This is a genomic window from Brevibacillus reuszeri, assembly GCF_002897295.1.
GTDB lineage: Bacteria > Bacillota > Bacilli > Brevibacillales > Brevibacillaceae > Brevibacillus > Brevibacillus reuszeri_A.
The window spans coordinates 227,863-253,226 of the sequence record NZ_BEXF01000006.1 but is presented as its reverse complement, the minus strand read 5'-3'; the positions used below and the strand labels follow the sequence as shown (position 1 = coordinate 253,226).

At 46.1% G+C, this 25,364-nt stretch carries 24 protein-coding genes; 4 read left to right on the top strand and 20 right to left on the bottom strand.

The features are described 5' to 3' along the window. The first annotated feature begins 55 nt into the window (after window positions 1–55). Window positions 56–1,363 carry an aminotransferase class I/II-fold pyridoxal phosphate-dependent enzyme gene (locus C3B52_RS12465; RefSeq protein ID WP_103106406.1) on the top strand — a complete coding sequence of 436 codons (1,308 nt, stop codon included), beginning with the start codon at window positions 56–58 and terminating at the stop codon, window positions 1,361–1,363. 80 nt (window positions 1,364–1,443) lie between these two features. Here the strand turns inward: C3B52_RS12465 and C3B52_RS12460 are convergent, their stop codons facing one another. The 13 genes from C3B52_RS12460 to brnQ form a co-directional block, all read right to left on the bottom strand. Then, window positions 1,444–2,343 (bottom strand): DMT family transporter, encoded by a 900-nt coding sequence (locus C3B52_RS12460; protein ID WP_103106405.1) that lies wholly within the window; start codon window positions 2,341–2,343, stop codon window positions 1,444–1,446. A 106-nt stretch (window positions 2,344–2,449) separates the two neighbouring features. Continuing rightward, window positions 2,450–3,574, bottom strand: coding sequence for a GerAB/ArcD/ProY family transporter (locus C3B52_RS12455; protein ID WP_103106404.1), 1,125 nt, complete (start codon window positions 3,572–3,574; stop codon window positions 2,450–2,452). Between the two features lie 19 nt (window positions 3,575–3,593). Further along, on the bottom strand, window positions 3,594–3,824 hold the full coding sequence (locus C3B52_RS12450) for a hypothetical protein (protein WP_103106403.1): 231 nt from the start codon (window positions 3,822–3,824) through the stop codon (window positions 3,594–3,596). Continuing rightward, the gene (locus C3B52_RS12445) at window positions 3,821–5,005 is read right to left on the bottom strand and encodes a Ger(x)C family spore germination protein (protein WP_103106402.1); all 1,185 of its coding nucleotides are present in this window, start codon (window positions 5,003–5,005) and stop codon (window positions 3,821–3,823) included. The genes C3B52_RS12450 and C3B52_RS12445 overlap by 4 nt, the downstream gene beginning before the upstream one ends. Window positions 5,006–5,030: 25 nt before the next feature. Then, the gene (locus tag C3B52_RS12440) at window positions 5,031–5,711 is read right to left on the bottom strand and encodes a YqjF family protein (protein WP_103106401.1); all 681 of its coding nucleotides are present in this window, start codon (window positions 5,709–5,711) and stop codon (window positions 5,031–5,033) included. 80 nt (window positions 5,712–5,791) lie between these two features. Further along, window positions 5,792–7,216 carry an FMN-binding glutamate synthase family protein gene (locus tag C3B52_RS12435; protein ID WP_103106400.1) on the bottom strand — a complete coding sequence of 475 codons (1,425 nt, stop codon included), beginning with the start codon at window positions 7,214–7,216 and terminating at the stop codon, window positions 5,792–5,794. Window positions 7,217–7,252: 36 nt separating this feature from the next. Next, window positions 7,253–8,428, bottom strand: coding sequence for a Ger(x)C family spore germination protein (locus tag C3B52_RS12430; protein ID WP_103106399.1), 1,176 nt, complete (start codon window positions 8,426–8,428; stop codon window positions 7,253–7,255). After that, window positions 8,425–9,567 (bottom strand): GerAB/ArcD/ProY family transporter, encoded by a 1,143-nt coding sequence (locus tag C3B52_RS12425; RefSeq protein WP_235615683.1) that lies wholly within the window; start codon window positions 9,565–9,567, stop codon window positions 8,425–8,427. Before C3B52_RS12425 ends, C3B52_RS12430 begins: the two co-directional genes overlap by 4 nt. After that, on the bottom strand, window positions 9,551–10,678 hold the full coding sequence (locus tag C3B52_RS12420; RefSeq protein ID WP_235615682.1) for a GerAB/ArcD/ProY family transporter: 1,128 nt from the start codon (window positions 10,676–10,678) through the stop codon (window positions 9,551–9,553). The genes C3B52_RS12425 and C3B52_RS12420 overlap by 17 nt, the downstream gene beginning before the upstream one ends. A 20-nt stretch (window positions 10,679–10,698) precedes the next feature. Beyond that, window positions 10,699–10,917, bottom strand: a complete 219-nt coding sequence (locus C3B52_RS12415; RefSeq protein ID WP_103106396.1) for a hypothetical protein — start codon at window positions 10,915–10,917, stop codon at window positions 10,699–10,701. Beyond that, complete coding sequence (locus C3B52_RS12410) at window positions 10,914–12,452, bottom strand: spore germination protein (protein ID WP_201264880.1); 1,539 nt, start codon at window positions 12,450–12,452, stop codon at window positions 10,914–10,916. The genes C3B52_RS12415 and C3B52_RS12410 overlap by 4 nt, the downstream gene beginning before the upstream one ends. 403 nt (window positions 12,453–12,855) lie before the next feature. Continuing rightward, window positions 12,856–14,064: a DUF418 domain-containing protein gene (locus C3B52_RS12405; RefSeq protein WP_103106394.1), complete on the bottom strand. Its 1,209-nt coding sequence runs from the start codon at window positions 14,062–14,064 to the stop codon at window positions 12,856–12,858. A 151-nt stretch (window positions 14,065–14,215) separates the two neighbouring features. Next, window positions 14,216–15,475: a branched-chain amino acid transport system II carrier protein gene (gene brnQ / locus C3B52_RS12400; protein WP_441299877.1), complete on the bottom strand. Its 1,260-nt coding sequence runs from the start codon at window positions 15,473–15,475 to the stop codon at window positions 14,216–14,218. Between brnQ and C3B52_RS36420 the strand changes: the two genes are divergently transcribed. After that, window positions 15,474–15,698 carry a hypothetical protein gene (locus C3B52_RS36420; protein WP_164684755.1) on the top strand — a complete coding sequence of 75 codons (225 nt, stop codon included), beginning with the start codon at window positions 15,474–15,476 and terminating at the stop codon, window positions 15,696–15,698. The genes brnQ and C3B52_RS36420 overlap by 2 nt on opposite strands. A 57-nt stretch (window positions 15,699–15,755) precedes the next feature. Here the strand turns inward: C3B52_RS36420 and C3B52_RS12395 are convergent, their stop codons facing one another. The 4 genes from C3B52_RS12395 to dacB all read right to left on the bottom strand — a co-directional run bounded on the left by C3B52_RS12395 (window position 15,756) and on the right by dacB (window position 21,072). Beyond that, entirely contained in the window at window positions 15,756–16,493 is a 738-nt protein-coding gene (locus C3B52_RS12395) for a YheC/YheD family protein (protein ID WP_103106393.1), read from the bottom strand. Continuing rightward, window positions 16,490–16,882, bottom strand: a complete 393-nt coding sequence (gene panD / locus C3B52_RS12390; protein ID WP_103106392.1) for an aspartate 1-decarboxylase — start codon at window positions 16,880–16,882, stop codon at window positions 16,490–16,492. The genes C3B52_RS12395 and panD overlap by 4 nt, the downstream gene beginning before the upstream one ends. An 87-nt stretch (window positions 16,883–16,969) precedes the next feature. After that, window positions 16,970–18,034, bottom strand: coding sequence for an Ldh family oxidoreductase (locus C3B52_RS12385; protein ID WP_103106391.1), 1,065 nt, complete (start codon window positions 18,032–18,034; stop codon window positions 16,970–16,972). A gap of 149 nt (window positions 18,035–18,183) precedes the next feature. Beyond that, window positions 18,184–21,072 (bottom strand): D-alanyl-D-alanine carboxypeptidase/D-alanyl-D-alanine endopeptidase, encoded by a 2,889-nt coding sequence (gene dacB, locus C3B52_RS12380; protein WP_103106390.1) that lies wholly within the window; start codon window positions 21,070–21,072, stop codon window positions 18,184–18,186. A 171-nt stretch (window positions 21,073–21,243) separates the two neighbouring features. Between dacB and C3B52_RS12375 the strand changes: the two genes are divergently transcribed. Beyond that, entirely contained in the window at window positions 21,244–21,789 is a 546-nt protein-coding gene (locus C3B52_RS12375) for a hypothetical protein (protein ID WP_103106389.1), read from the top strand. Between the two features lie 292 nt (window positions 21,790–22,081). Here the strand turns inward: C3B52_RS12375 and C3B52_RS12370 are convergent, their stop codons facing one another. From C3B52_RS12370 to C3B52_RS12360, 3 genes are read right to left on the bottom strand one after another with little or no spacing between them, the layout of a single operon-like run. Continuing rightward, entirely contained in the window at window positions 22,082–22,810 is a 729-nt protein-coding gene (locus tag C3B52_RS12370) for an ABC transporter permease (RefSeq protein ID WP_103106480.1), read from the bottom strand. 20 nt (window positions 22,811–22,830) lie between these two features. Then, window positions 22,831–23,580 carry an ABC transporter permease gene (locus C3B52_RS12365; RefSeq protein WP_103106388.1) on the bottom strand — a complete coding sequence of 250 codons (750 nt, stop codon included), beginning with the start codon at window positions 23,578–23,580 and terminating at the stop codon, window positions 22,831–22,833. Further along, entirely contained in the window at window positions 23,581–24,492 is a 912-nt protein-coding gene (locus C3B52_RS12360; RefSeq protein ID WP_103106387.1) for an ABC transporter ATP-binding protein, read from the bottom strand. It lies immediately after the preceding gene. Window positions 24,493–24,661: 169 nt separating this feature from the next. Here C3B52_RS12360 and C3B52_RS12355 point away from each other — a divergent pair, with 169 nt between their 5' ends. Beyond that, complete coding sequence (locus C3B52_RS12355; RefSeq protein WP_103106386.1) at window positions 24,662–25,363, top strand: response regulator transcription factor; 702 nt, start codon at window positions 24,662–24,664, stop codon at window positions 25,361–25,363. The last annotated feature ends 1 nt before the right edge of the window (window position 25,364 follow it).

Below are 25,364 nucleotides of genomic sequence, written 5' to 3'. Positions count from 1 at the left end.
TACGCTATCTTTATTGGTAAACATACAGATGTTCTAAATGAAGAGGGAGGCTATCATGCATTCTATAGCAACACAGCTGAACGAAACGATTCAGCGGGAAAATCCACACGTTTTTGACATGCTGTCCAACATCGGAAAACAGATTTATTTCCCAAAAGAAGGGATTCTAAGCCAGTCTGCTGAAGCAAAAGCGAAAGCAAAAAAATACAATGCTACGATCGGGATTGCTCTCGAAAACGGGCAGCCTATGCATTTGAAGGTTATTCAGGATAACCTGTCTGCTTTTGCGCCAAAAGACTTGTACGAATATGCTCCTCCCGCAGGAAAACCTGAACTGCGTGCTGCTTGGCGCAAAAAAATGGTTGAAGAGCAGCCTTCCCTGGCTACAAAATCATTCAGCAATCCGATTGTGACCAATGCTTTGACTCACGGATTGAGCGTTGTGGCTGACCTCTATGCAGATCATGGTGACACTGTGATCATTCCAGATAAAAACTGGGAAAACTACGAGCTTACTTTCGGCATCCGCCGTGGTGCAGAAATGGTGTATTACCCATTATATAACGATGAAATGAAGTTTAATGCTGCTGGATTGCGTGACGCGATTCTGGCACAAAAAGAAAAAGGGAAAGCAATCGTTATCCTCAACTTCCCGAACAACCCAACCGGCTATACTCCTGGAGCTGAGGAAGGAAAACAAATCGTAGAAGCACTGAAAGCAGGCGCTGAGGCTGGTATCAATCTCGTGGTTGTAACAGACGATGCTTACTTCGGTCTGTTCTTTGAAGATTCGATGACTGAGTCGATGTTTGCAAACCTGTGCGATTTGCATCCACGTATTCTGCCAATTAAAGTAGATGGTGCAACGAAAGAAGAATATGTATGGGGATTCCGTGTTGGTTTCATTACCTATGCCGCTCCATCCAGCGATCTCTTAAGTGCGCTCGAACAAAAAACATTGGGTATCATCCGTGCGACAATCTCCAGTGGTGCACATCCTTCCCAAACCTTTGTTCTGCACGCTCTCACTTCGCCAGAATTCCACGCGCAGAAGCAAGAGAAATTTGAGATCATGAAAGGCCGTGCAAATCGAGTCAAACAACTGCTGGATACTGGCAAGTTTGATGATGCATGGGGCTACTACCCGTTCAACTCCGGCTACTTTATGTGCCTCAAATTGAAAACAGTAGATGCAGAAGCATTGCGTAACCACCTGTTGGATCAATACGGAGTCGGTACGATTGCGCTGGGTGAAACTGACCTGCGCGTTGCCTTCTCTTGCATCGAGGAAAATGGAATTGACGAGCTGTTCAACCTCATTTACAGCGGTGTAAAAGATTTAGAAAATGTACTGACCAAATAATAACCAAAAAAGCGTTTTGGCCCTAAAGCCAGAACGCTTTTTTCTTATCCAAAAGGCAGGAAAAATCAAGTTCTCTACCCCTATTTCTCCACAGTCAAATCTTTTTGCCGAAAGCGCATCGTTCCAACGACGATCGATGCCAGAACCAGAGACATCCCAATCGCATGCATCCACGTGAAAATTTCATTCAGGAACAACATAGCTACAAGTGCTGCACTAATTGGCATCATCCCTGTAAACAAACCCGCTTTGGATGCTTCGACTTTGGCAACACCTTTATACCAGAGGAAAAAGGAGAGAACACTTGCCGTAATCGCATAATACAAGATTAAGCCCCAAACACCAACAGGTACACTCCCCCATTCAAAGCGAAGTCCCTCCCAAATGGCAAAAGGTAAAAATAAGACAAAGCTGATCACATTGATCGCAGCTGTCATCTGGAAAGGCGTAATCTTGCCAGCCAGTCGTTTTGCAAAAATAGTGAATAGCGCCTCACTGACAACCGCTAGGAATACAAGTGAATTGCCCAGCATGCTTGCAAACGACTGCTCTACGTTTCCACCTGTGAAGGTGATGAACGCGATACCGCTTACAGATAGGAAAATGGCGAGCATATTGTTTATTTGCAGCTTTTCCTTGAGAATCCAAAACGAGAACAAAGCAATACAGGCGGGTACGGTGCTAGTAATAATCCCCGCTGCTGTCGCGCTCGTCCACTGTACGCCGTAAAGCATGCAGATACTAAACAAAAATACGCCGAAAAACGATTGCCAAAATAATACGTTCCCCTCTTCCCGGGTCCAGGAGGTTTTCCATTCTCCACGCGAGGCAAGCAGCGGCAGCAGGATCAGGATGGCAATTAAAAAACGGAGCTCAGAAAACAAAAAAACAGGAACATGCGCGACAATTTCTTTTCCGATGGAAATGTTAATGCCTACAAAAGCCATGGATAGCGCTAATTGAACGTAGGCAAGCAGCATAGCATTCTCTCTCCTTCCTTTTCTCCCTCCTACTATTTTCCATCGCTCATCCAAATTCCTTTTTCATTTCTCTTCGTTTCCCTGATTTATTTTACTTATCTCCACCCTATTTTTTCAAATCGGCAGCGCAGGCATTCCCCTTTTTTGATCTGTGCTTCATTCGCAGCTGTGCGACGATATAGAGCAATAATGGCAAGAACGAAAAAATCAGTGAGGTTTGAAAGCCAGCCGTTTTTGCTATATTACCGGATAACGTTGACATATCAGGTGCCGTCCAAAAGCTGAGCAAAATGAGCAGTAAACCAAGCGGAAAAACAAGAGGTCGGTAGTCGTCTATTCCCATCAATTGAGCTGTTCCGAGGGATAAGGAATAATAGAACATCGACATTTTAACAAAAGCTCCAGCTACCCATATCGCAATCACTACGGCATCGAAGTTCTCAAAAAAATCCGCATAACTAATCATTTGTATGGCTGTGTAGAAGGGGTATGTCATCACGCCTACCTCTCCTCCGAGTATCAAAAGCGCTGACAGATTCAAAGAAAACAGAGCCATAACTGCAAATATCACTGTTACAAAGCCGGCTTTCATACCTTTTGTTTGAGAGGACAAAAATGGTGCTAAAAAAGAAAACAAGATGACTTCACTAAACCACCCTTGAGGGGTTATAGCCCCACGCAATACAGGAATAAAACCATGCTCGAGGACGGGAAAGAAGTTCTCTGTTTTCATAAACGGAATCATTAAAAGAACGACAACCATGTAGAACAAAAATAGGAGAGGAACCAATATCTGAGCAGCACGAGCGAGTACCTCCAGTCCCGCTCGAATCGTAAACGCACAAAGCAAAAGGATACTTGCCATAACAACAACTAGAGGCGTTTTAAATAGAAAGGAGCCAACAATAAACTCCCCGTACAATCTCAAGATGTTGCCGTTCGTGTAGAGAATATCGTACCAAATAATAAACGCTACGATTTTCCCTGGAATAGCGCCGACTATATGCGAACTGTATTGGATAATCGTCTGTCTCGGATAAAATTCATGTAGTTTGAAAATGAGATAGACCGTCAAAAAACCAACGATGGAGGCACAAATGGGCGACAGCCACATATCCCGCCCTGCATATTTAGTTGTTATGGTAGGAACGATGAGATCTGCTGTTGCCACTATCACTGGGAACAACAGGAGTCCCATTTGCATTCCGGAAATTGTTGTTTTTTGTGCCATGTCCTTCACCCTGAAGTTATTAATGTAGTCCTAGTATGTTGGAGAGAGGCTTAAAAATGAATAACCACACTTGTGAAGGACCAGGCATATCTGGAAAAAAGAAAAGGAGAGCTCCAATCACCCAGCCCAAAACATTCAAAAACCAAAACGTTAATTTCGTTCTTCCTGTGCTTGCCTTTACTGCTTTTCGGTCCACCATCCAGATGATTACAACGACCAAGGTAAGTCCGAGAATAGCCGCCCATTTCACTTTTCTCTCACCTCAGATTCAGGAATTCCTCCTGGAATCGTAGTCAACCCTGGACGACGTATATAAGCCTTAATTTTTGTCTCGACTTCAATATTTGGAAAGACTTGTTCCCATCTGTCCTTCACTGCCGCGAATTCTCTTGGATACTTACGTCGAAAATGAGTAGCAAAATCAAAAATATCTGCCTTGAGGTCTTTTTGTGCTACCTTGAGTGTACCTTTGACTCGGGTATCAATATCTTCTCTCAGTGCTGTTTCCATAATCTTCATCAGCTTGAGTACTGTAAGGTTCAAATTGGTGCCATTTTGAATCAAATCGCCCTCTGTCTCCACCTCAACTACCATTTTCCATTTCCCATTTTCAATGATGGGATCTAGCTTTGTTACTTCCCGAATCGGGTTTAGTGAGACAAAGCCTTTGACTCCCTTCGCTTTTACGGTAACCGTTGTAGTGGAGATTTCGTTTCGAATCCACATGGCTCCTCTGGTGTATCGCTCCGATAACATGCCGCTCATTTTTCCCTGTTTAAATACGGCCGTTCCGATCAGATAAGGGTTGGTTTTCAGTGGTTGTGACTTCTTTTCTGGAGGCATAATCGATATCATCGGAATAACAGCCGTTCGCGCGCTCCCTTCCAGCATCTTTTGCAGCTCCAGAAGTGTCACCTGCATGCCTACATCCAATCCTGTCAGCTTCCGCACCACTTCTGCCGAATTCATTTCTAGCCGCGGTGTTAATTTGAGCATTTCTTTTGCTTTTCCTTTACTTACTAACATGAATGCTCGATTACGCGGCTCCGGATGTCGTGTCAGGAAGTCCACCATTTCAACAATCCCTTGTTTGGCCAATTCTTCTCCAAACATGTATATCTTGCAATGTCCCCAAAAAATGGTTCGCGGAAGATTTTCCTGCATTTTAGATAAAGCATCGGCCACATTTAACCCTTTTGTCGTTCTCATAAGAGTCGTAGGAAAATTTCCTCCTCCGCCAGTGGTTCCATTGCTGCCACTTAACGATCGGGGAACGAAGACTTGGACGGACAGCTCAATTTCTTTCTCGTTTACCTTGTCAAACGCCACAGCGGTAAGAATGGCCAAATCATTAATTTCGATTCGATCCCAGCATCCAGCAAGCGATAGCGTACAGAGAAAAATAACCGGAATGAGAAGCACTCTTTTCATCAGCTTACTCGACCTCCCCCTCAGTTCAGCCTAGTAATTGGCAAACATAGCTTTGTACACCACGAGCGTAAAAAGCATAATCGGGATTTATGGCAAGAGGGATCGATAAGCTATTTGTCATCGTATTTTCCCTCATATGCACAGAAGCCTTTTGCAAGACCCATGGCTCGTGGTAGACATCTGCGTAATAGAGGCGATTTGAACGGCTACACTGACAAAAAAGCGTGTAGCGTTCTGTGAGCCAATTCTCGATGGTTCCCGCTGCTGCTGCAATCGGCTGTCCACTTGCCTCATATTTGCCCGAAAACTGTACGGATGTGCTATTCTTGTCTATCCTGCGCGACTCAAAGTCAATGGTTTGTCCTTGCCTGGAAAAGCGCATGCTGGCATGGGAATAGGGCAGGCGATACCACTGCTTTGCTATTGCTGTTATCAGCGGATTAGAAGCATCTAGCGAGAGGAAATACACTCCTGACTTTTGCTTCGCTTTTACGTAGGTTCTTACATTGATTTCTGGAAAGGTAGACGTAAAAGGCACGATTGGCATTCGCCGTAACCGAACACCGCTCATCAAAAACGGTATAATTCCAAGCCACGCCATACCATTATACGTATCTATCTCCAGTTCATTTGGAATGAGACCTCGGAGTATGCTTGGCGAAACCGCCCAGTGAACGAACAATAAATGCTCCCAGGTCTGTGTCATGATCCATCCTGGCTTATGAAAAGGCTTTTTAATCTGGATGATCTCCCGGTTGATATGAATCCCTCCTCGCCAAAGCCCTCTTATCCCCCATTTTTTCCTTCCGAGGGGGCTTGATACGCCAGAGGGACCCTCGTTACCTTGCTTGTCAGTTCGTCTAAAGCCACTAGATCATTAATCGAGACTTCTGCCAAAGAGGTTTTTCCCATGGCTAACAGAGCGATTTCCATCTCATCTACGAAAGCTAGAAAAAAGTTGGTCAAAAAATGGGTTGCTTCATCAGCATTGAATTTTTCCTTCAGCGTACCTGGATAATTGGTAAGCATCGTTGGTGGTTCCCAAGGAATTGCTTTGGTCACCTGGTCATGAGTCATCGCCCAAAGCATCGCTGTTCCCATAAAAATGCCATCCGCCCCCAAAGCGATTGCTTTTAAGCATTCTCCGGGATTGTTATAACCTCCACCGGACAAGAGCGTGATTTTGTCCTTTACCCCACGCTCCTGTAAATAACGAACAGCACGTGTCAAAGCATAAATGGTTGGCAGACCAAAATCATCCTCAAGGATGGGAGGACCACCTTTGGTGCCCGCTTGTCCTCCATCAATACTGATAAAATCTACCCCCGCTTGAATTGCGATCTCTAAATCTGCTTCAAGAATGGCACTTGCACAAATTTTGACCCCGATCGGTACTCCTCCCGTAATCGTTCGCAGCTTGTCAACGAGCTTCAAAAGATCTTCTTGATTGTTAACCTCTGGCTGTCTGGAAGGAATAACCACCATTTCCTCACCCTCGACCCCCATCAATTTGCTAGCTTTGCCTTTTAGAAACTCGCCAGGAATAAAGCTCGCGGCCGCAGCAGTCGCTCCTTGTCCAAAATGAATTTCGATCGCGTCGGCTTGCTTTAAGGTCTCCGGCTCTTTTGACCATTTACCGGAGTTGTATTGAATCACCAAATGCTTGGCGAATTGCCGTTCCTCTGGAAGGAGTGGACCTTCTCCTGTATTCGTCAGCGTACCTACGGCGGCTGTCCCTTTTGCAATTGCGATCTTCACACTTTCACTAACCCCGATTCCAAACCCCATTGCCCCTGCCATCACCGGGATATCGAGCTTCAATGGCTTTTTGGCCATGGGACCAATCGTGATGCTCATGTCAACCTCTTTATCCTCATGGGCAGGCAAGACAGCCAGCTGAGCGGCAGAAAAGATAAGTCCGTCAAAGTTAAGGAATTTACGCGGACTGCCAAAAGGTCGTTCGATCGCTTGACCTGAAGTCGCACGCAAGCTGTTTTCCAGAATGATCCGTGGGCTTACCTTTGTCATGGCAGATACCATTTCAAAGATATTCTCCGGGTAACGATCAGACATCAGACGCTTCATGAAACGTCCCAGCATCCATTGAGTAATGGAGCGAAAAAACAGGAACAGAATCAGACTCAGACAAATCGCGGAAAAAATCGTTCCCACGAAAGAGCCTATGAAAAAGGGAATCCATCTACCATCCATGCTCTGCCCCCTTTCTGGACCTTTTTTATCCAAAGCCTACTCTTTAATAACGTCCTCCTGAGGAACACCCGCAGGTGCTGAGATCAATCCAGGTCGTCGGATTTTAGCATTGATTTGGCTTCGGACCTCTACCTCCGGAAAAATCTTTTCCCATTGATCTTTGTTTTGCTCCCACTCTTTTGGATACTTCCGGTGAAAAGCACCCGCGAAGTTTGCCACATCTACCTTCAATTCCTTTTGCAAGGTACCGAGTGAAAAGGTGATTCGCGCTTGAATATCATCGCGGACTGCTTTTTGGACGATAGCGAGCAAGTCAGGATTCATGAGGTTGAGCAATGTACCGTTTTCTACGACATCACCTTCCGTGTCGACTTTGACCGATATACTCCACTTTCCATTTTTTATGAGAGGGTCCAGTGTTACCTTGGAACGGCTAGGGATTACGGAAACAATGCCGTTGACATGTGGTGGTTGTATCGTAATGGCTGCGTCGGTAACTTCATTTCGTAGCCACATAAGTCCGCGTGTTACCTTTGGAGAAATGTGACCGATCATTTTATCCTTCTTAAAAACGGCTGTTCCGATTAATATGGATTTAGTTTGGATTTGCGCTGGCGTTTGTAGCTTCGATCCATTCTCGATCATTGGGACAGCGACCGCCTCTGACTCGCTTTTTAGCATGTTTCGGTAATCGACGAGGGTCACCGCCATTCCAATATGGAGACTCGCGAATTCGCGCAGAGCCTCGGCAGAAGAGCGCTCAAGTACCGTTTTTAGGGCAAGCCCTTCTTTTGCTTTTCCCCTTGTTACATACAAATAGGCTCGATTGCGGGGACCGGGATGTCGGACGAGAAAGTCGATATGCTCCGCCATTCCTTGTTTTGCCGCTTCCTCACCAAACAGATATACCTTGCAATGTCCCCAAAAAATTTTACGGGGAAGCTTGGCTTGAACTTTGGACATTGCGTCGGAAATATTAACCCCCGTCCCACTGTAAACAGTTGTCAGTTCACCTCCACCACTACCTGTCCCTCCTTGTCCACTCGTTAGCTCTCGCGGTATAAACACCTGAATACTCAATCTGAGCTTCTGGTCTTCCTCATTATCGATAGCAGCTGCGGTGACAATCGCCAAATCATTGATTTCTGTCCGGTCCCAGCACCCGCCAAGCAACAAACTGCAAAAGACAAGAACCATATACTTCGCACTCATCCTGACCTTGCTCCTTTGTAAGCAGTGTTGCTTTTTTTAAAAGCAGAAATGACAAGCAGGATGACTGGAATTAGACAACAAAACGAAACAAGCAGAACTGGGATGACCAAAAGATGCAAATCCCCTACTACGGCTAAATTAGGCAAGCCCCAAAAACTGAAGATCACGGTAAGAAGTCCAATCGGAAGAACAATCGGTCGATACGTGGTAAGATTCAGCCATTGAGCAGCTCCGAGGACCGTAGCGTAGTAAAACATGGAGACTTTTACAAACGCGCCAATCACCCATATCGCCATGACTCCCGACTCTAGATTTTCAAAGAAGTCAGCAGCACTTACATATCTGGCTGTGTCCATGACGGGAAACAGAATTCGTCCTGTAGCATCTCCCATCAAAAAAAATGTAACGAGATTTACCATAATCATAGAGATCATGACCAGTCCAACCGTAATCATTCCGTATCGCTTTCCTTTTTTCTCGTCAGTGAGGAAGGGCAGCAAAAAGGAGATGAGAAACACTTCACTGAACCATCCTTGGGGTGTAATTGCTCCCTTTAATGACGGGATCAAGCCATTCCCTAGAATCGGAAAAATGTTTCGCGGCTCCAAATCCGGGAAGATCAGCCCAATCATGACCAGCAAAGGAATGACGAACAGCGGAAAAAAAAACTGTGCTGATCTTGCCATAACCTCCACACCTCCCATCACCGCCATGGCACAAACAAGCACTAGGACTCCAGAAATCATACTGAGTGGAGTCTTTATCAAAAAGATAGAAATAAAATCTGCGTATTCGCGAACAATGTAGCCGTTAATCTGCAGCAAGAAGCAGACGTAGAAAAAACTGAGCAACTTGCCAAATAGCTTCCCGAGGATTTCTTCGCTCTGCTCGATGAACGTTTTTTGGGGATATTTTGCGTGCAGCTGGGAAGTAGTGTACACGCTAAGAAATCCGATAAGAGAGGCCCAGATTGGTGATATCCACAAGTCATTCATTGCTTCCCTCGCCATAATATTTGGTCCAGCTAGCATCGCCGTAGACATCATGACCGGATAAATCGTCATTCCCATTTGTAAGGCTGATATTTTTCCTGTCTCCAGCATGTATCGTTGATCCCCCTGACTATGATTCGGTGTCATCTGACAGAGCGGTGCGCCCTGCATGACTTGCCTGCCCTCTTTTTTGCCAAAAAGCAAGGATCAGCAGCAGAATAGGAAAGACCGTTTGAACGAGTGGGCCGTAGAATGGAAAGGCGAAAGTATCGAATGCGCTAACGTGAAGCTGGTCCGGGACTGACCAAAACCCCATGATTACGACCAATATGCCAAATGGCAGGACAAGTGGACGATAGTCACGAAGCCCTAGCAGCTGACTCGTTCCGATAACAGAAGCGTAATAAAAGACACTGATTTTCTGGAACATCCCGATAATCCAAATACCCATGACAACCGAATCCAGATTCTGAAAGAAATCGGCGACACTGATGTAGCGAAATGCAACCATTACTGGGTACAGAAAATCTCCGACCTGTCTTCCCATGACAAGTAAAATAAACACATTGATAATCGTAAGTAACATCATCGTCCCAAATACGCTCCACATGCCTGCTCGCATACTTTTTCCCTGGTTTGATACAAAAGGAAGAAAGAATGCCATAATAAAAATCTCACTAAACCATGCTTGCGGAGAAGCCGCCCCCAGGAACGTCGGTTTTAGACCATGCTCCAGGATGGGAAACAGGAATTGAAGCTTCATAGAACCGAGTAAGGTTGGCATGAGGGCGACAGGTAACAGAAAAATGAAGAAAAACAATTGCGCTGTCCTCCCTAATACTTCAACCCCTCCTTTGACAGCAAGTGCAGCGACCATCACCATACTGATCATGACAACACTAATTGGCGTTCTCGTGAGGAAATTGCCGACGACAAATTCTGCGTAGCCTCTTACAATCAGACCCGTCAGATGTAAATAGAAAAAAACAAAATAGAGACTTGTGACCTTTCCTAGAAAGCTCCCCAAAATGGTTTGACTATATTGGATGATGGACTGCTTCGGATAAAGCTGGTGTAGCCGATAGGCGATATATACTGTTACATAGCCGATGAGTGACGCCCAAATGGGAGAGAGCCACAGATCATTCTGAGCGTATTTTCCAGTTATCCCGGGGATTACTGTTACAGCTGAAGCGGAGATGGCAAAAAACATCAACAAGCCCATCTGTCCGGCCGATATTTTCTCGTTACCTAGCACCTTCCCACCCTCTTCTATCATTACTCCAGCATTTTCGAAAACGGCTTGAAGAGTGATTCGATCATTGAAGTAGGGCCTGGAATATTGGGAAGGTCAAACAGCGAAAGAAACCACCCCATAAACACAAGAACAAAGAAGCTCAGCTTGTCTTTCTTCGGGAGCGGCTTTAGCTTGGGCCACTCGTAAATGATAATTAGCCCAACTAACGTACTCATGCCCAACAACAGCCCCCATTTCATGATTTGTCGCCTCCTTTCGATGGATCAGGCTTTAATCCCTGAGATTGCCGGTACATATTTGATTCTCCAGTCAACCGCGGCCTTGTATTTAGCATCCACCAAGGTGCACGTACAAGTGCATCTTTTAGTTCCCTTCCTTTCAGTGGGGCAAATGGAGTCAAATATGGCACGCCAACGGAGCGGATCGTGCACAAGTGGACGACCGTCGCAATAATACCTAGCATGATGCCCAAAAGGCCTAACGTACCCGCGAGAAACATCATGGGAAAACGCAAAAGTCTGATCGCAATCCCTGCGATGTAGTGCGGAATCATAAAGGATGCGATACCCGTAATGGCTACCACAATAACCATCGGAGCAGAAACCAGACCAGCTTGAACCGCAGCCTGCCCAATAACCAATGCTCCGACGATACTTACCGCTGCCCCTACCTGCTTTGGGAGTCTCACCCCCGCTTCACGCAAGGCTTCGAAGGTTATCTCCATAAGCAAAGCTTCAACTAATGCAGGGAACGGAACAGCTTCCCGCGAGGATGCCATACTGATTAATAACGAGGTTGGAACCATCTCGTGGTGGAAGGTAATTAGCGCTACATAAAGGGATGGCAGTAAAAAAGACATGAGTGTAAATACATATCGCAGCAAGCGGATCGCCGTACTGGCAAAGGAACGCTGGTAGTAGTCCTCACTCGATTGCAAAAGGGCTATCAATGTGGTCGGTGCAATCAAGATGAACGGCGTACCATCCACCAGAATCACTACTCGACCTTCCAGTAAGTTCCCACACGCAACGTCTGGTCTCTCCGTGCTCAATATTTGTGGAAACGGTGAGGCAGGATGATCTTCTATCAGTTCTTCAATGTATCCACTTTCCAACACGCCATCAATATCTATTCGGTTTAATCTAGCCTTGAGCTCTGTTACCAGAGTCGGGTCTACAATGCCATCAATATAGGCGAGAATTACTTTTGTTTTTGTGTACCCGCCTATTTGCATCAGCTCCATCTTCAGCGCTGGACTTTTGATGAGTCTCCGGAGCAATGAGGTGTTGACGTTTATGGATTCAGTAAAGCCCTCACGCGGTCCTCTCACGACTCCTTCTGCGACTGGCTCTTCGATGGCACGCTTCTCCCACTTCTCCAACCCAAAAGAAAGTGCTGCTTCTTGCTGATCGATCAAAAGAACTGGACAGCCGTTTGAGATGGATTCTAGACAATCTTCAAGCGTAGTGATTTCTCGCCATTTTGAGACCGTAATCGTCTTTTCCACGAGCTTGCGTGCATTCGTCTCTTTAGATACCTTCCCGTTCATCAAGGAGGACAGGACACTTCTGTCAAGCTCCTCAGTGTTTGAGAGGCCATCTATGTAAATAACAAGTGCTTTCGTCGAGCCGCCAATAAGAAACGATCGGTAAACGACATCCGCACAATTGGTGTATAGCTCACGCAGAATAGCTTCGTTCGCTGCAAGCTCTTTGGCTATCTGTGTGCTTGACTCGGGCTTTTGCTGTTGCTGTTGCAGCTTTTGTTTATTCATCCTCCACCATTTGCGTGCGTTCCGATTCACCTAGCCACCCCCTCTCGACGATCCACGGACGAAGATAGGGAAATTTTGCCCATTTAGCAGCAGTTTTATCCTGCTATTTCCATGCATAAAAAAACCTCTATCGAGGACTTCTCAAAGATGAGTGACCGCGCTTTAGCGGTTGGTTTTTATGCGTTCCAGAAAATTTAAGCAATGACGCTTTCGCACGGTGAAGTAATTAAACTTTCTTACACGTAAAAAAACCTCTATCGAGGACTTCTCACAGATGAGCGACCGCGCTTTTTCCCAAAAAGAAAAACGCCCAGCTTAGCTGGACGCTTTTGAACGCAACCATTTCCATAGGTAACAATAACAGGATGTCAAGATAAGAACGATCGCAATCGTCAAAATCGTATCAAATCTCATGATTTCCTCCATTTCTTTTCATGGGCATGACTGTCGCGTAGGTCAAACAACGCCATAGCCATTCGGCTGGTCCAAACTGATAGTGAGTCAGCCACCATTTGCTCACCACAATCTGCAGTGGAAACAGGAGCAAGCAGTACACAAGCCCGACCAGTAAGCTCAGTGATCCATACATCTTGAAAACCGCAACCAACACAAGTGTAACGATGGTTTGTGCCAAATAATTGGAGAGAGCCATTCTACCGACTGCCTCCAAATGCCTCATTCCTTTTTGAAAGGCATCTTTCTCGTATAATAAGAGAAAGGAACAAATGTAGAAAGCACTTAGAGTAAGGCCACTCCAGTTCACAAATACGAGTACAGCCACATTATCTGGTGCAGGGAATTGGACATATCCATTTTTCACTAGTGGAATGAGCGCAACAAAAACAAAACTGAGCAATAATGTCATCCACCAGACTCGTTTAATAGCATCGCGGTTTTGTCCATTTGCCGAAAAGACACCGTGCCTGGTAGCGAGCAGTCCGAACAAAAAAAGCGGGAAGACAGTCAAAATGGCTAGAATTTCATTGGATGCGACGATGGGGAGTTCATGAGCGATTCGAAATTGCATCCATTCGCCCCAGTTCCCACTTGAATAAGCTGCCACCGCCCTTTGGGCAATCGCATGTGAATCACTACCGACCACGGATGGATCTGACGGAATGAATAACAAGAGTGCGTACATGGCTTGCACCATGATCAGCAAAGACCAGGCCCAATTACGAATCGTTTTATCCGTTCGTTTATAAAACAACAACAGCAACATACCGGCAATTGCATACGTGTGCAATATGTCTCCATACCAGAAAAAAACAAGATGAATGGCCCCCAATAAAAACAGGACGGTAATTCTTCGCAAAAACATCGAGTTCATCGGCATTCCCTTTTGCTCTGCACGACTCATGAACAAATAAAACCCCGCGCCAAACAAAAAAGAGAAAATCGTGTAAAACTTTGTTTGTACAAACATATCAAACAACAACCGTATCCATGCATCTGAAATCGAGTGATCATAAGGAAGTCCATTCGGGGGAAGAAATAAGATAGGATGTAAAAAAGTCGGCATGTTAACTAGCAAAATCCCAAACAGAGCAAAACCTCGTATACCATCCAGCTGATGGATGCGATCTGCCTCCAGCACAGGAGTACCTCTCACGTTTCTCTTCCTCTCTACCACTTGTTATATCAGTACACTCTTATTACGACTGGAAATGAAAAAAGTAACAAAACGTTCATGACCGTTGGCCCCTCTCGACGCTTTTCACAGAAAAAAGGAAGCCTCCTTTTCGTTAGGCTTCCTGCCAGTCTCAATACTCTCTCGTTCTGTTTTTGAAGTCGAATAGCATCCCTGCACATCCTGCCAGCAAGGCAGGCATCACCCACCCCGCACCTTCCTTGTAAAACGGAAGCTGTATTAACCACTTGTCCCATTGATGCCCAAGAAAAGTCGTATTAACGAGGTCAACCAGGCCAAATAAGGCAACTACCCCAACTGCTGTAATATACACAAACGAATGTGGCGAAATGAAGCGTTCTGCTAGCCCCAGGAGAATCAGGACAATCGCCATCGGATAGATCAGTCCCAGTATCGGTACAGATACGCTTAAAATCTGTGTTAATCCCAAGTTTGCAACACCCATGCTTGCGATACAGAGGATTGTCACCCACCATGAGTAGCTTAGCTTGCCAAAAAGCTGATGAAAGTACTGACTGCACGATGTGACCAGCCCGATCGATACACACAAGCATGCGACGGTAAAAATGACACCTAGAATAAGCGTACCGCTTTCTCCAAACAGCTTACTCATCAGTAGCGTCAAGATTTGGGCACCATTTTCAGCCTTCTCCTCAGAAAGATGTGTTGAACCGAGAACGCCTAATATCACGTAAATTACAGTTAAAAGTATACCTGCTCCAAGACCTGCAATCACCATGTAGGAAGACAAGCTCTTTTTATCCTCAACACCTTTATTTCTGAGCGTATTAGCAACCACGATACCAAAAACAAGAGCAGCCAATGCATCCATGGTCAAATACCCGTCCAGAAACCCTTGGATGACAGGTTGAGATGCATAGTTGCCAGTTGGCTTAGTGGCGCTCCCAAGCGGAGTAATCCAGCTTTTTACATAAATGATGCCGATCAACGCCAGCAGTGTCGGCGTCAGCAGCTTGCCAAACCGATCTACCAATTTGGAGGGCGACAAGCTGAACCACCAGACAATAGCGAAAAAAACCAATGAGTACAACAAAAGACTGGATTCGGAATGAGCCCATTGGACCGGTAAAAAAGGCTCCATCCCCATTTCAAAAGCAAGACTGCCTGCACGCGGAATAGCCAAACCAGGTCCGATTGAAACATAAATCAAAAACGGAAAAATAAGAGCGAAAAGACCATGGACTCGACCTGCTAATCCTGGAAAGCTCCCAGCTTTTGCAATGGCAACCACGCCGAGAATGGGCAGCCCGACCGCTGACAGAATAAAGCCGATGAGAGACAACCACGCCTGATCTCCAGAAGACTGCCCGAGAAAAGGTGGAAAAATGAGGTTACCGGCACCAAAGAACATGGAAAAAAGCATAAAGCTCACAAAAATGATGTCTTTTTTTGATAGTACTGTTCTCAAGAAGTATACATCCCCCCATCATAATCAGCTGGATTCTATCAGCTTTTTTCCGCATATGCCAGTGCTTATCCCTTATTCGAAATTGCAAGTTGATTTTACTTTGTTTCATGAATTTGAAACAATCGATCAATTATTGCTTCATCACTCCCAGGAGCAGTTGAAATAACCAAAAAAGGGATTGCCATTGGACTGGCGCTCCCTTTTTTTACCTCTCAAGCATTTTTTAGTATTTTGCCTGCATCGCTCTGATGCGACGATAGAAAGTCTGATCCTCTAGTTGGCGAAAAAGAGATAAGGATGGGCGAAAATTCGCTTCGATGATCCACGGCTTTGCATGGATATCGATGCCCAAATCCAATCCGATCTCTCGCAGACTCGGGTACGCTTTTCCCAAACAGGTTGCAGCGGCAAGCGATACTTTCCGCACCTCCGGCAACAGGTACATAGAAGGGGGGACATTCGATTGGCGAATGGCGGTACGAATCGGTAATACCCTTCCTCTGCTTCTGGCTACATTGGTCACGACATACCCTGCCCCTGCTACCTTAGCGACCCAGCCTGTGATCATCCATGGTGATTTCTTATTTACTCGCTGGACCATCACGCGTACGTCAAATGGCTTCCCGTCAATTCTTCCTAAAGGGATACGTGGTTGGAGCAAGTAAAGCTTGGGACGAAAAAGAGATTTCACATAACGAACCGTTTTCTCTTTCCCTTCCACGATTCGCTTGCTACTACCTGCGTGCACGAGATATTGGTCTTCTCCTTTACTCGTGAGCTGGATGATTCCCGCTCCACCGCCTCCCCCTGAGGGCTTCAGCATCACTCGTTTATAAGTCTCTGCATACTCCCACAAGCCTTCTGGGGTAAACAGCTGCGTTCTTGGCAGATGCTCTAACAGGAACTCATCTTTTATCAGATGTTGATGCTTGCCCCATTTCCCTACGTTTGGCGCTTTTATGGCGATGTCTCCCCATTCGTAATGAGATGGTGCTCCTCTATTTTCGTAATCTGGTTTTTCTCATCGACAAATACCACTTTCGGCACCAGATTGTCTACCTCTGACTCATCGTACATCCCCATACTGAGAATAATCACAATATCTCCCGGGGAAAAGAGATGCGCTGGCGGCCCATTCAAGCAAATCTTTCCCGTTCCTTCTGGTGCTGGCAAAGCATATGTCTTCCAGCGCGTTGCATTGCGCAAACTCGTTATTTGCACGATTTCATATGGCTTGATGTCAGCCGCTTTCAGTAGTAGGGAATCAATCGTAATGCTGCCTACATAGTCTAGTTCTGCCTGCGTTACGGTTGCACGATGAATTTTTCCTTTACACATATGTCGTTGCAATGCCCATACTCTCCTTTCCAACCACTGACACCAGTCTATGTGGAAAGGGATGTCCGTGAAACCAGAAGCCATCAGCTAATAGCAGATTCAAGAGGTCAATTGGGCATCGCCAAAGTTAATGCCATAAGTAGCGCATAGCTGTGTCAATTCTTCCACGACATTTGCCGAATAAGGAATCCCGTTTTTCAAGCGCTCCTGCCTTTTTCTGCTCTCAATCTCGCCTGGAATCAAGATCTCGGACGTTCCTTCCTTTTTAGGCCCGCTTTTTACTTGGCGAATGTACTCGTCCATGTTTTGCTGAAAGACAGGTAAAGGCATAAACCTCTGAATATCGATTACGAAAAAAATATGTCCTACGTTCTGTGGATGCTCCCAGTTGTCATACAGACTTTTGACGCCTGGACCAAATGCAGCGCCAGTCAGCAATCCGCATAACAAATCAATAAACATGGCGAGTCCATAACCTTTTGCTCCTCCAATGGGAAGCAGAGAGCCAAGCAGTGCTTGTTCTGGCTTCGTAGTCGGCATGCCATCTTTATCGATTGCCCAATCCGCCGGTATCGCTTCTCCTTTTTTTGCCGCCATTACAATTTTTCCGCGCGCAGTCACACTCGTGGCCATGTCAAGTAAAAACGAAGGCTCTTGGCCAGCTGGAATACCTACAGCAATCGGATTTGTACCCAAAAAAGGACGAATTCCCCCTGAGGGCGCCATCGATTCCGGAGCATTCGTCAAAGCTAACAAAATAAGACCCTCTGCTATCGCACGTTCCGCGTAATACGAGCATGTACCGAAATGATTGGAGTGACGTACCCCTACAAAGCCGATCCCTGTCTGACGTGCGAGCTTTATTGCCTGTTCTAGTGCCATCAATCCGACCACGGCACCAAGCTGATTTTTTCCGTCAACAAGAGCTGTTGCTCCTTCTTGTATGACAAGCTGTGGTTCCTCCACTCGTTCGATCAACCCTGCCTCAATCCGCTTTACATAGATCGGCATTCGCGATAGGCCATGTGACTCAATACCTCGAAGATCAGCATGCACGAGCGACTCTGCAACCACCTTGGCCTTCGCTGCGGAAACGCCTGTTTGCTTGAATACTTCCGTAGCGAGCGTCTCCAGTTTGGTCCAACAGAAGCGTGTTGGAATCACTTTCGATGTCCCTCCCCTTTCAACCTGCATCCCCTTCGTTCCCATCCTGATCTGAATATAGATATGTTCACGCCCTTGGTGCGGACACAGTCATTGATCTAAAAAAAGGAATACCCCATGAAGGAGCATTCCTTTTTTCTGTTACGCCTTTATTCATATTCAGCGAGAAGCGTTACGATCTGATCCTGGATAGCTGTGAGCCATCGGTTTTCAGCATAGCCATTCAAGATGATAGATACGACAAACCGCTCCCCGCTTTTCGTCGTGATATAGCCTGATAAGCTGTTCACACCTGTCATTGATCCTGATTTCGCATGTAAATGATTGGCCGCTGCTGTATCCTGCAGACGATTTTTTAGTGTTCCATCTACACCAGCGACCGGCAAGGATTCGTCAAATACTGCAAACTCTGCCTGTTTACTCATGCCCTCCAAAACAGAAAGGATGTGTCTTGCCGAGATGAGATTGTACCGAGTCAAACCAGAACCGTCAATCATATCGAAATTCGTTTTGCCACCAAGCGATGACACGGTTTCCAGCACGACTTCCACTCCGGCCGCTGCACTTCCTTCCCCTTTTTTGACTGCACCGACTGTTTTTAACAGCATTTCTGCATAAAAGTTGTCACTCTTCTTGTTCATATAGTGGACGATTTCTCGTAGGGGGCGTGAATGAAACTCGTTCCATTTCACTGCGGAGGCAGGAAGTGGTTGAACCAAAATCGTGCTGTTCCCTCTAAAGGTCACTCCTTGTTTGGCCAAAGCTTCCTTTAAAACGGTAGCTACATATTTGGCAGGCTCTTCAACAGGTATGCGCTCGTAATCACCGCCATGATCCTGTGGCAAATGGCCTGTGACTCGAATCGTATTGGTCCCACGATCTCGTTCAATGGCAAACGTATTCTCTTCGCCCGCACCTACGGTCACCGCTTCGTTAATCACCTTTACATAGGCGGTTTTGGGCAACAAATTCAGCACTACTCGCTCATTGGGCTTCTGCGCTGGCTTGTATTCAACCATGACCGTATCCCTGTTTAAAGCGAGTGCGCCGAGTGTTGGGTTGTAATAATAGCTTTCATCATCCCATGCCCAGCCGAGTCCCAATCGCTGCTGATCAAAATAGCTTTCATCAACAATCAGATTGCCGTTGATCTGCTTGATTCCTTTTTCCTTGATCCAGGCAGCCATTTGTTCGATTGAAACGCCATCCTGCGCCTTGAGTGCATTTTCAGTATGCAGCGTAGGATCTCCATATCCTTTTACGTAGACATTTCCTTGCTGCACTCCATTTTTTGTAACAGGAGCATCTCCGTAAATTTCGGTTTTATACGTATAATCAGGACCCAATTGCTTGAGTGCAGTAGCTGAAGTCAGCAATTTGAGGTTGGAAGCTGGCGTAAGCAATGCATCTGCATCCCGTTCATACCAGACCGCTTCTTCTCCCGACGAATCGAGTGATTTGACCAATACGCCAGCGATGATACCCGCTGCTTCAGGCTGATCCAAAATCGGATCGATCAGCGTAGAGAGCTTGTAGGTCTTTTCCGCTTCGGGAACGTATCCCTCAGGTTCTTTTATTTCTGGGTAGGAAGCCAATAGGACTGCTACATAGTCTTGCAGATCCCTGGCGTATTTCGACTTGTAAATTCCGTTGATCAAGATAGAAAATGCGATTTTATTTCCATTTTTGGCTGTAGCATAGCCAGACAAGCTGTTGACACCGCCCATGGAGCCTGTTTTTGCCAGGACTTTCGCTTCAGCAGCTGTTCCTTTTAACCGGTTTTGCAAGCTGCCATCTACTCCAGCAATGGGGAGCGAGTGTTCCAGAACGTCGCGATATTCCTGATCTTGTACAAACTTTAAAAGAGTAATCATTTGCTCGGGTGTAATCAAATCAAACCGAGATAGACCTGAACCGTCTACTTGCGTAAAGCCAGTTGCGATCCCGGCCGTCTTCATTACATCTGCTACTACTTCGCTCCCCGCTTCAAAGCTGCCTTCTCCTTTTTGCGTCGCTCCTAACGTTTTCAACAGCATTTCGGCATAAAAATTGTCACTCTCTTTGTTTAGCTCCACAATGATTTCTCGGAGTGGCTTAGATAGATGTGTGTGAAAAGGGACACCATTTGCCACGGTTGTCTTTTTCATTTCCGAATTTGGATTGATCTTGATCCCTTGAGCAACTAACTCCTGCTTCCACAGCTCCCCGACTAAGAATGCTGGGTCCTCCATCGTCACATCCTCTTGATACGGCGTGGCCTTTATACCAATCGTCCCCGATACAATGACTTCATTCTTTCCTCGCCGACGCTCTACCGTAATGCTGCGTTTGTCACCATCAACCGTTTTGAGCTGGTTGCTTAGCTTCACATACGTATTCGCAGGCTCCATCGAAAGCACGGGAGGAGCTGCTATTGTTTTGCCTGGTGTCATGGTTACGGTCACAAAATTTTTGTGGACAGCCAGCGCGCTTAGTTGAGCGCTGTACCCAAAAGTTTCATCATCCCACATCCAGCTTACGCCCAAACGAGTGTCATCGAAATAGCTATCATCAAGCAGCAGATTTCCGGTAATGTGCTTGATGCCTTTTTTCTTTAGCGTAGCCGCCAATGTCTTGATATCCTCAGGTGTTAAGCTCGGGTCTCCGTATCCTTTTAAAATCAAATCTCCGGTTAGTACTCCAGCATTCGTCAGGTTGCCAGCTACATAGACTTCCGTCTTCCACTGATAAGCCGGGCCCAGTTTATCAAGACCTGCTACGGTTGTAAAAAGCTTCATGTTGGAGGCCGGGATGTAGTTTCGCGCTACATTGTGTCTGTACAGATATGTATTTTCCGTTAGATCATAGACAGCAATCCCTGCGTGCAAGCCCATGCTGTTCTCGTCTTTCTTTAAATCGGAGAGGTATTTCTCAATGCTTGCGGACAGCGGGCTTGCCACCTCTGTGCTTTTTGCATAAGCAGGAACTGCAGCCATCTGCAGTGCCACAATCAGCATGAGAAGCCACATACAGACTCGTCTGATGCTCAGGTAATTCATGATAACCTCCTCATCCTATTCTTTTCATTTGCACCAAAATATGCAACTCGCTCCCATGATAGCATGTAATTTGTATTTTCGGAATATTACCATAATACTAAAATCTGATTAACATAACTGTCGCTGTCTATACTAATTGTCATGACTATTTAAGAGCTGGAGGAAACAACGATGTTCTATCGAGTCTTACTAGCCCTTTTCATCCTGACTGGAAGCGTGTTGCTGCCTGTCTCTGCAGCTCCGGCTATCGGAGATTTAGAAGTAGATGCTACCACAGCCAGCTCATGGCAGGAGCTAGTGAAACGAAGTGAATTAATCGTGATTGCTTGGGCAGATAGTGCAGGGCACTCCTATCCAACCAGACACACTGTCGAACAGGGAAAGCTAGTAAACTACACCCAGACCTTGCAAATCAAAAAAGTTCTAAAAGGAGCTCCACCACGGCTCTTGAATGTGGTTAGCACGGGTGTAGAGCCTATGCCTGACGCATCAAGTCCTCTCAATTTCAAATATCCAGGGCCGCTTGGTGAAGGGAACTATGTACTCTTTCTCCAACCGGTCAAAGGAACCTCTTATTACAGCATCACCGGGCTATGGCAGGGAGTCTACCCATTGTATCAAGGGCGGACCATTGCGCTTGAGGGCGTTGGTTTTGCTGAATTAAACCAGCTATCTCTAGCAGAGCTTGAGCTGAAGCTGAAGAGCGCTGCGCCGTAAACGTTCCTATCATTACATACGCAAAAAGCCGCTCGTTAGCTGCCGAGCGGCTTTTTGCATGCAAAGCTATGGGTAATTCAGTTTGCCATTGCGTACATAAAGATCACCATGGAGACTGCACATGCAACAATGACACCGACAAAGCTCAAAATGACCAATTTGTTGTTGCTATTGTTGTTCTGATTATCGCTCATCAAAACGACTCCTCGTACAAGCATTCATCTTTTATTATAAGGTGAATCTCTACGAAAAGGAAATGAAGGTTGTGAATAAAGAAAGAATCTTCTGCTTGCTAGGTCGCTACATCTGTTTTATACATCCAGCGGATAGCAAGAACAGAACCTATCACCAAATAGCCTGTACTCATCACAAAAAACTGAATCGTTTCAACGCTCGTCAAGCTTTCCTGGCTCAGCACTCCCATCCCGATGGTAAGGAGCGAGTGCGGAAAGAAAAAACCGAGTTTCGCTATGTACATTCCCAATCCGAGAAAAACGCAGCAAAGACTAATCCCGATCGGAGTGGCAAAGCTGTGGATGCGAATCGAAAGCCACAGCTGAATCACGGCGATCGACATAGCAGCAAGCCAGCCTCGCATTATCCATCCAAATGCTTCGACAGGAAAGGGCGTATCGATTTTAAATACTGTACCAGCCACGTAAAAGAGAAAAAGAAACAAGCTCTGTACGAATAACATAAATGCGCTAATGACCGTCAATTTTGCCAAAAACACGTATGTAGTTGGCACAGGGGCAGTCATCACGATGTTCCAGTTTTTATTCGTATGCTCAAGCCTGCACATATACGCACAGCATATCGCAATCAGGACGGGCAAGAAAAATTCACCGTAGAAAAGACTTACCTGTGTCCACAAGCTGTACCACCCTTTTTGCAAAACCTCTCGATTGAAGTAGTAGTTCGCAGAGCCAATGAACGCGCTGATCACAGGAAGGACTAGAAGAATTAGCCACATCCTTGAATGGCGCAGCTTTAAAAACTCTGCAGAGATACATCTAGTCAGCATGTCTGGCCTCCTCATTCCTAAACTTCTCGCCGTGATGCAAAATAGCTACCTGCTCCGTAAACAACCACGACCATGGCAAGTACACCCATTGGCAAAACGACTCCACTGCTTCTCGTAACAAACTCCATTGATTGATTGACGTACTGGTACGTAACCGGACTCAAGCCCGAATAATACGACCAAATAAATAGCCGACCAATCTCGGACGGGAAAAGATCTGAGGTCATCCCGATGAAACCACCGATCATTCCTAGGCTTAAGCAGAACGCTTGGTTATTGAGCATAATAGATACCCATTGCTGTAAGCCGATAACCACCAGATTAGTTAGTACTGTTCCCCACAAATAGGCAATCAGTAGCGAAAACGGCACTGGATCAGTAAATGAAAGTCCATAGCCGATACCTACGACGACCATCACCTGCATCATGGCTGCAAAGCACAGCAATACATTTGCACACGTGTATTTGGCAGCATACAATTGATTTTTGTTTACAGCCGCAGCCATCAAGAGTCCCCAGGTGTTCCCCTTGTGCTCCATATCACAAAGGCGAGAAACGACAACTGCCGCAAGGATCGGCAAAAACAGCCCGTTCATCGACGAAACTGTCGCCAGCATCGCTTCCCATCCTGTTCCATCCGGGTTTCTTGCAAGTGACATACTGACGGACGCAAACACCCAGCCGAGCTCCACACATAAAAACAGTACAATCATCAACGGCAGGTGCTTGCGTCGAAGCTTGAAAAACTCCAGCCCAAATGCATTCATCTACAGGCTCCGCTCCTTTCCGGTAAGCTCCAGGAAGATCGTCTCCAGGTTCTTTTTCTGTTCGGAAATCCGTATGACATCAATTCCGCTATGAACAAGTACGCGATTGGCTTCTGCTACCTCGCTGTCCGTTAAAGCAGGCAAACGCAGAAAACCGTCCGTACATGCTGCTTCAAATCCAGAGTGGAAAAGAAGTCCCATCGCTCGTTCATTATCACCTGTCTTGATGGATATCACCGCTTGATGCTTCTTTTTCAGCTCATCCATACTTCCCTGATACAAGAGCTGCCCATCGTGAATGATACCGACACTCGTCGCTATTTGTTCGATTTCTGTAAGCAAGTGACTGGAGAGAAAGACAGTCATGCCATACCGCTCTGGCAGTGAACGGATCAGCTCGCGAATTTCGCCAATCCCGGCAGGGTCAAGCCCATTCGTAGGCTCATCGAGAATGAGCAGCTTCGGAAAGTGGAGAAGCGCCATCGCAATCCCGAGCCGCTGTTTCATCCCCAATGAATACTGTCCTACTTTTTTATCCTTTTGCTTTTCCAACCGCACGATGCGTAGTGCTTCTGTGATGTTTTTGTCTGGCACATCTCTTATACGTTGAATTACTCTCATGTTTTCCAGGCCAGTAAGGTGTGCGTAGTATGAGGGTGATTCTATCAACGATCCCGTTTGTTTCAATATCGCTTGGCGGTTTTCACTGAAATTTTTTCCAAATAGTAAGACTTGCCCGCTAGTAGGTTTCACCAAACCCAAGAGCATTTTGATGGTAGTTGTCTTCCCAGCGCCATTCGGGCCAAGAAAACCATATATGTCCCCTTCATTTACCTCTACATTGACCGAATTGACCCGATAATCGGCCCCGTATCGTTTTGTCAGGCTACGCGTAGTAACAATCGTATCCAATGCTGTTCACTCCTGTCTTTTCATATACACGATATTTGCTTCACAGGAAAAGCATATACGCGGCACCCTACCCCAAGCTGACGACAACCTTACAGTAACCTTAAATCAACTAGAAAGAGAAGCTGGCCGGTAGAAGCATTGCAAATAGCCAGTATAATGGAAGCAGGTGATGAATGTGTTTGAAGATGTAAAATCCAAAAAAATACTCATCGTAGATGATGAGCCGGAAATCAGAAATATGATTGATGGTTTTTTACGCAAGGAAGGCTTTTTTCGTATTTTTCAAGCTGGAAGCTGTGGTGAAGCCCTGACTGCATGTCGGACCGAAAAGCCTGACATTACCATCCTGGATGTGATGCTTCCCGATGGCGACGGCTTTGCCCTGCTATCTTCTATTCGCCGCTTCTCACAGATTCCCGTCCTATTTCTGTCCGCAAGAGGCGAAGATGAAGACAGGCTGCTCGGGCTCGGATTAGGTGCCGACGATTACATGGTCAAGCCTTTTTTGCCAAAAGAGCTGGTTCTGCGCCTGCTTGCTATTTTGCGCCGCGTGTATATTCCACCTATGGATGAGCCCCACCCGATATTTAACCTCGGCAGCCAAACAGTCGATTTGAATGCTGCTGTGGTTCGCAGAGAACAAGGCGAGCTAACCTTGACGGCAAAAGAACTTGCCATCCTCGTAAAGCTTTATGAAAACCGTGGGCGAATCGTTACGAGCGACTCTCTTTGTCAAGCGGTGTGGGGCGACGATTATTTTGGCTATGAAAATACACTAATGGTACATATCAGAAGGATCCGGGAAAAGATTGAAGCCACCCCTTCCTCTCCCGTATACTTGCTCACCGCTAGAGGACTCGGCTCAAACTAGA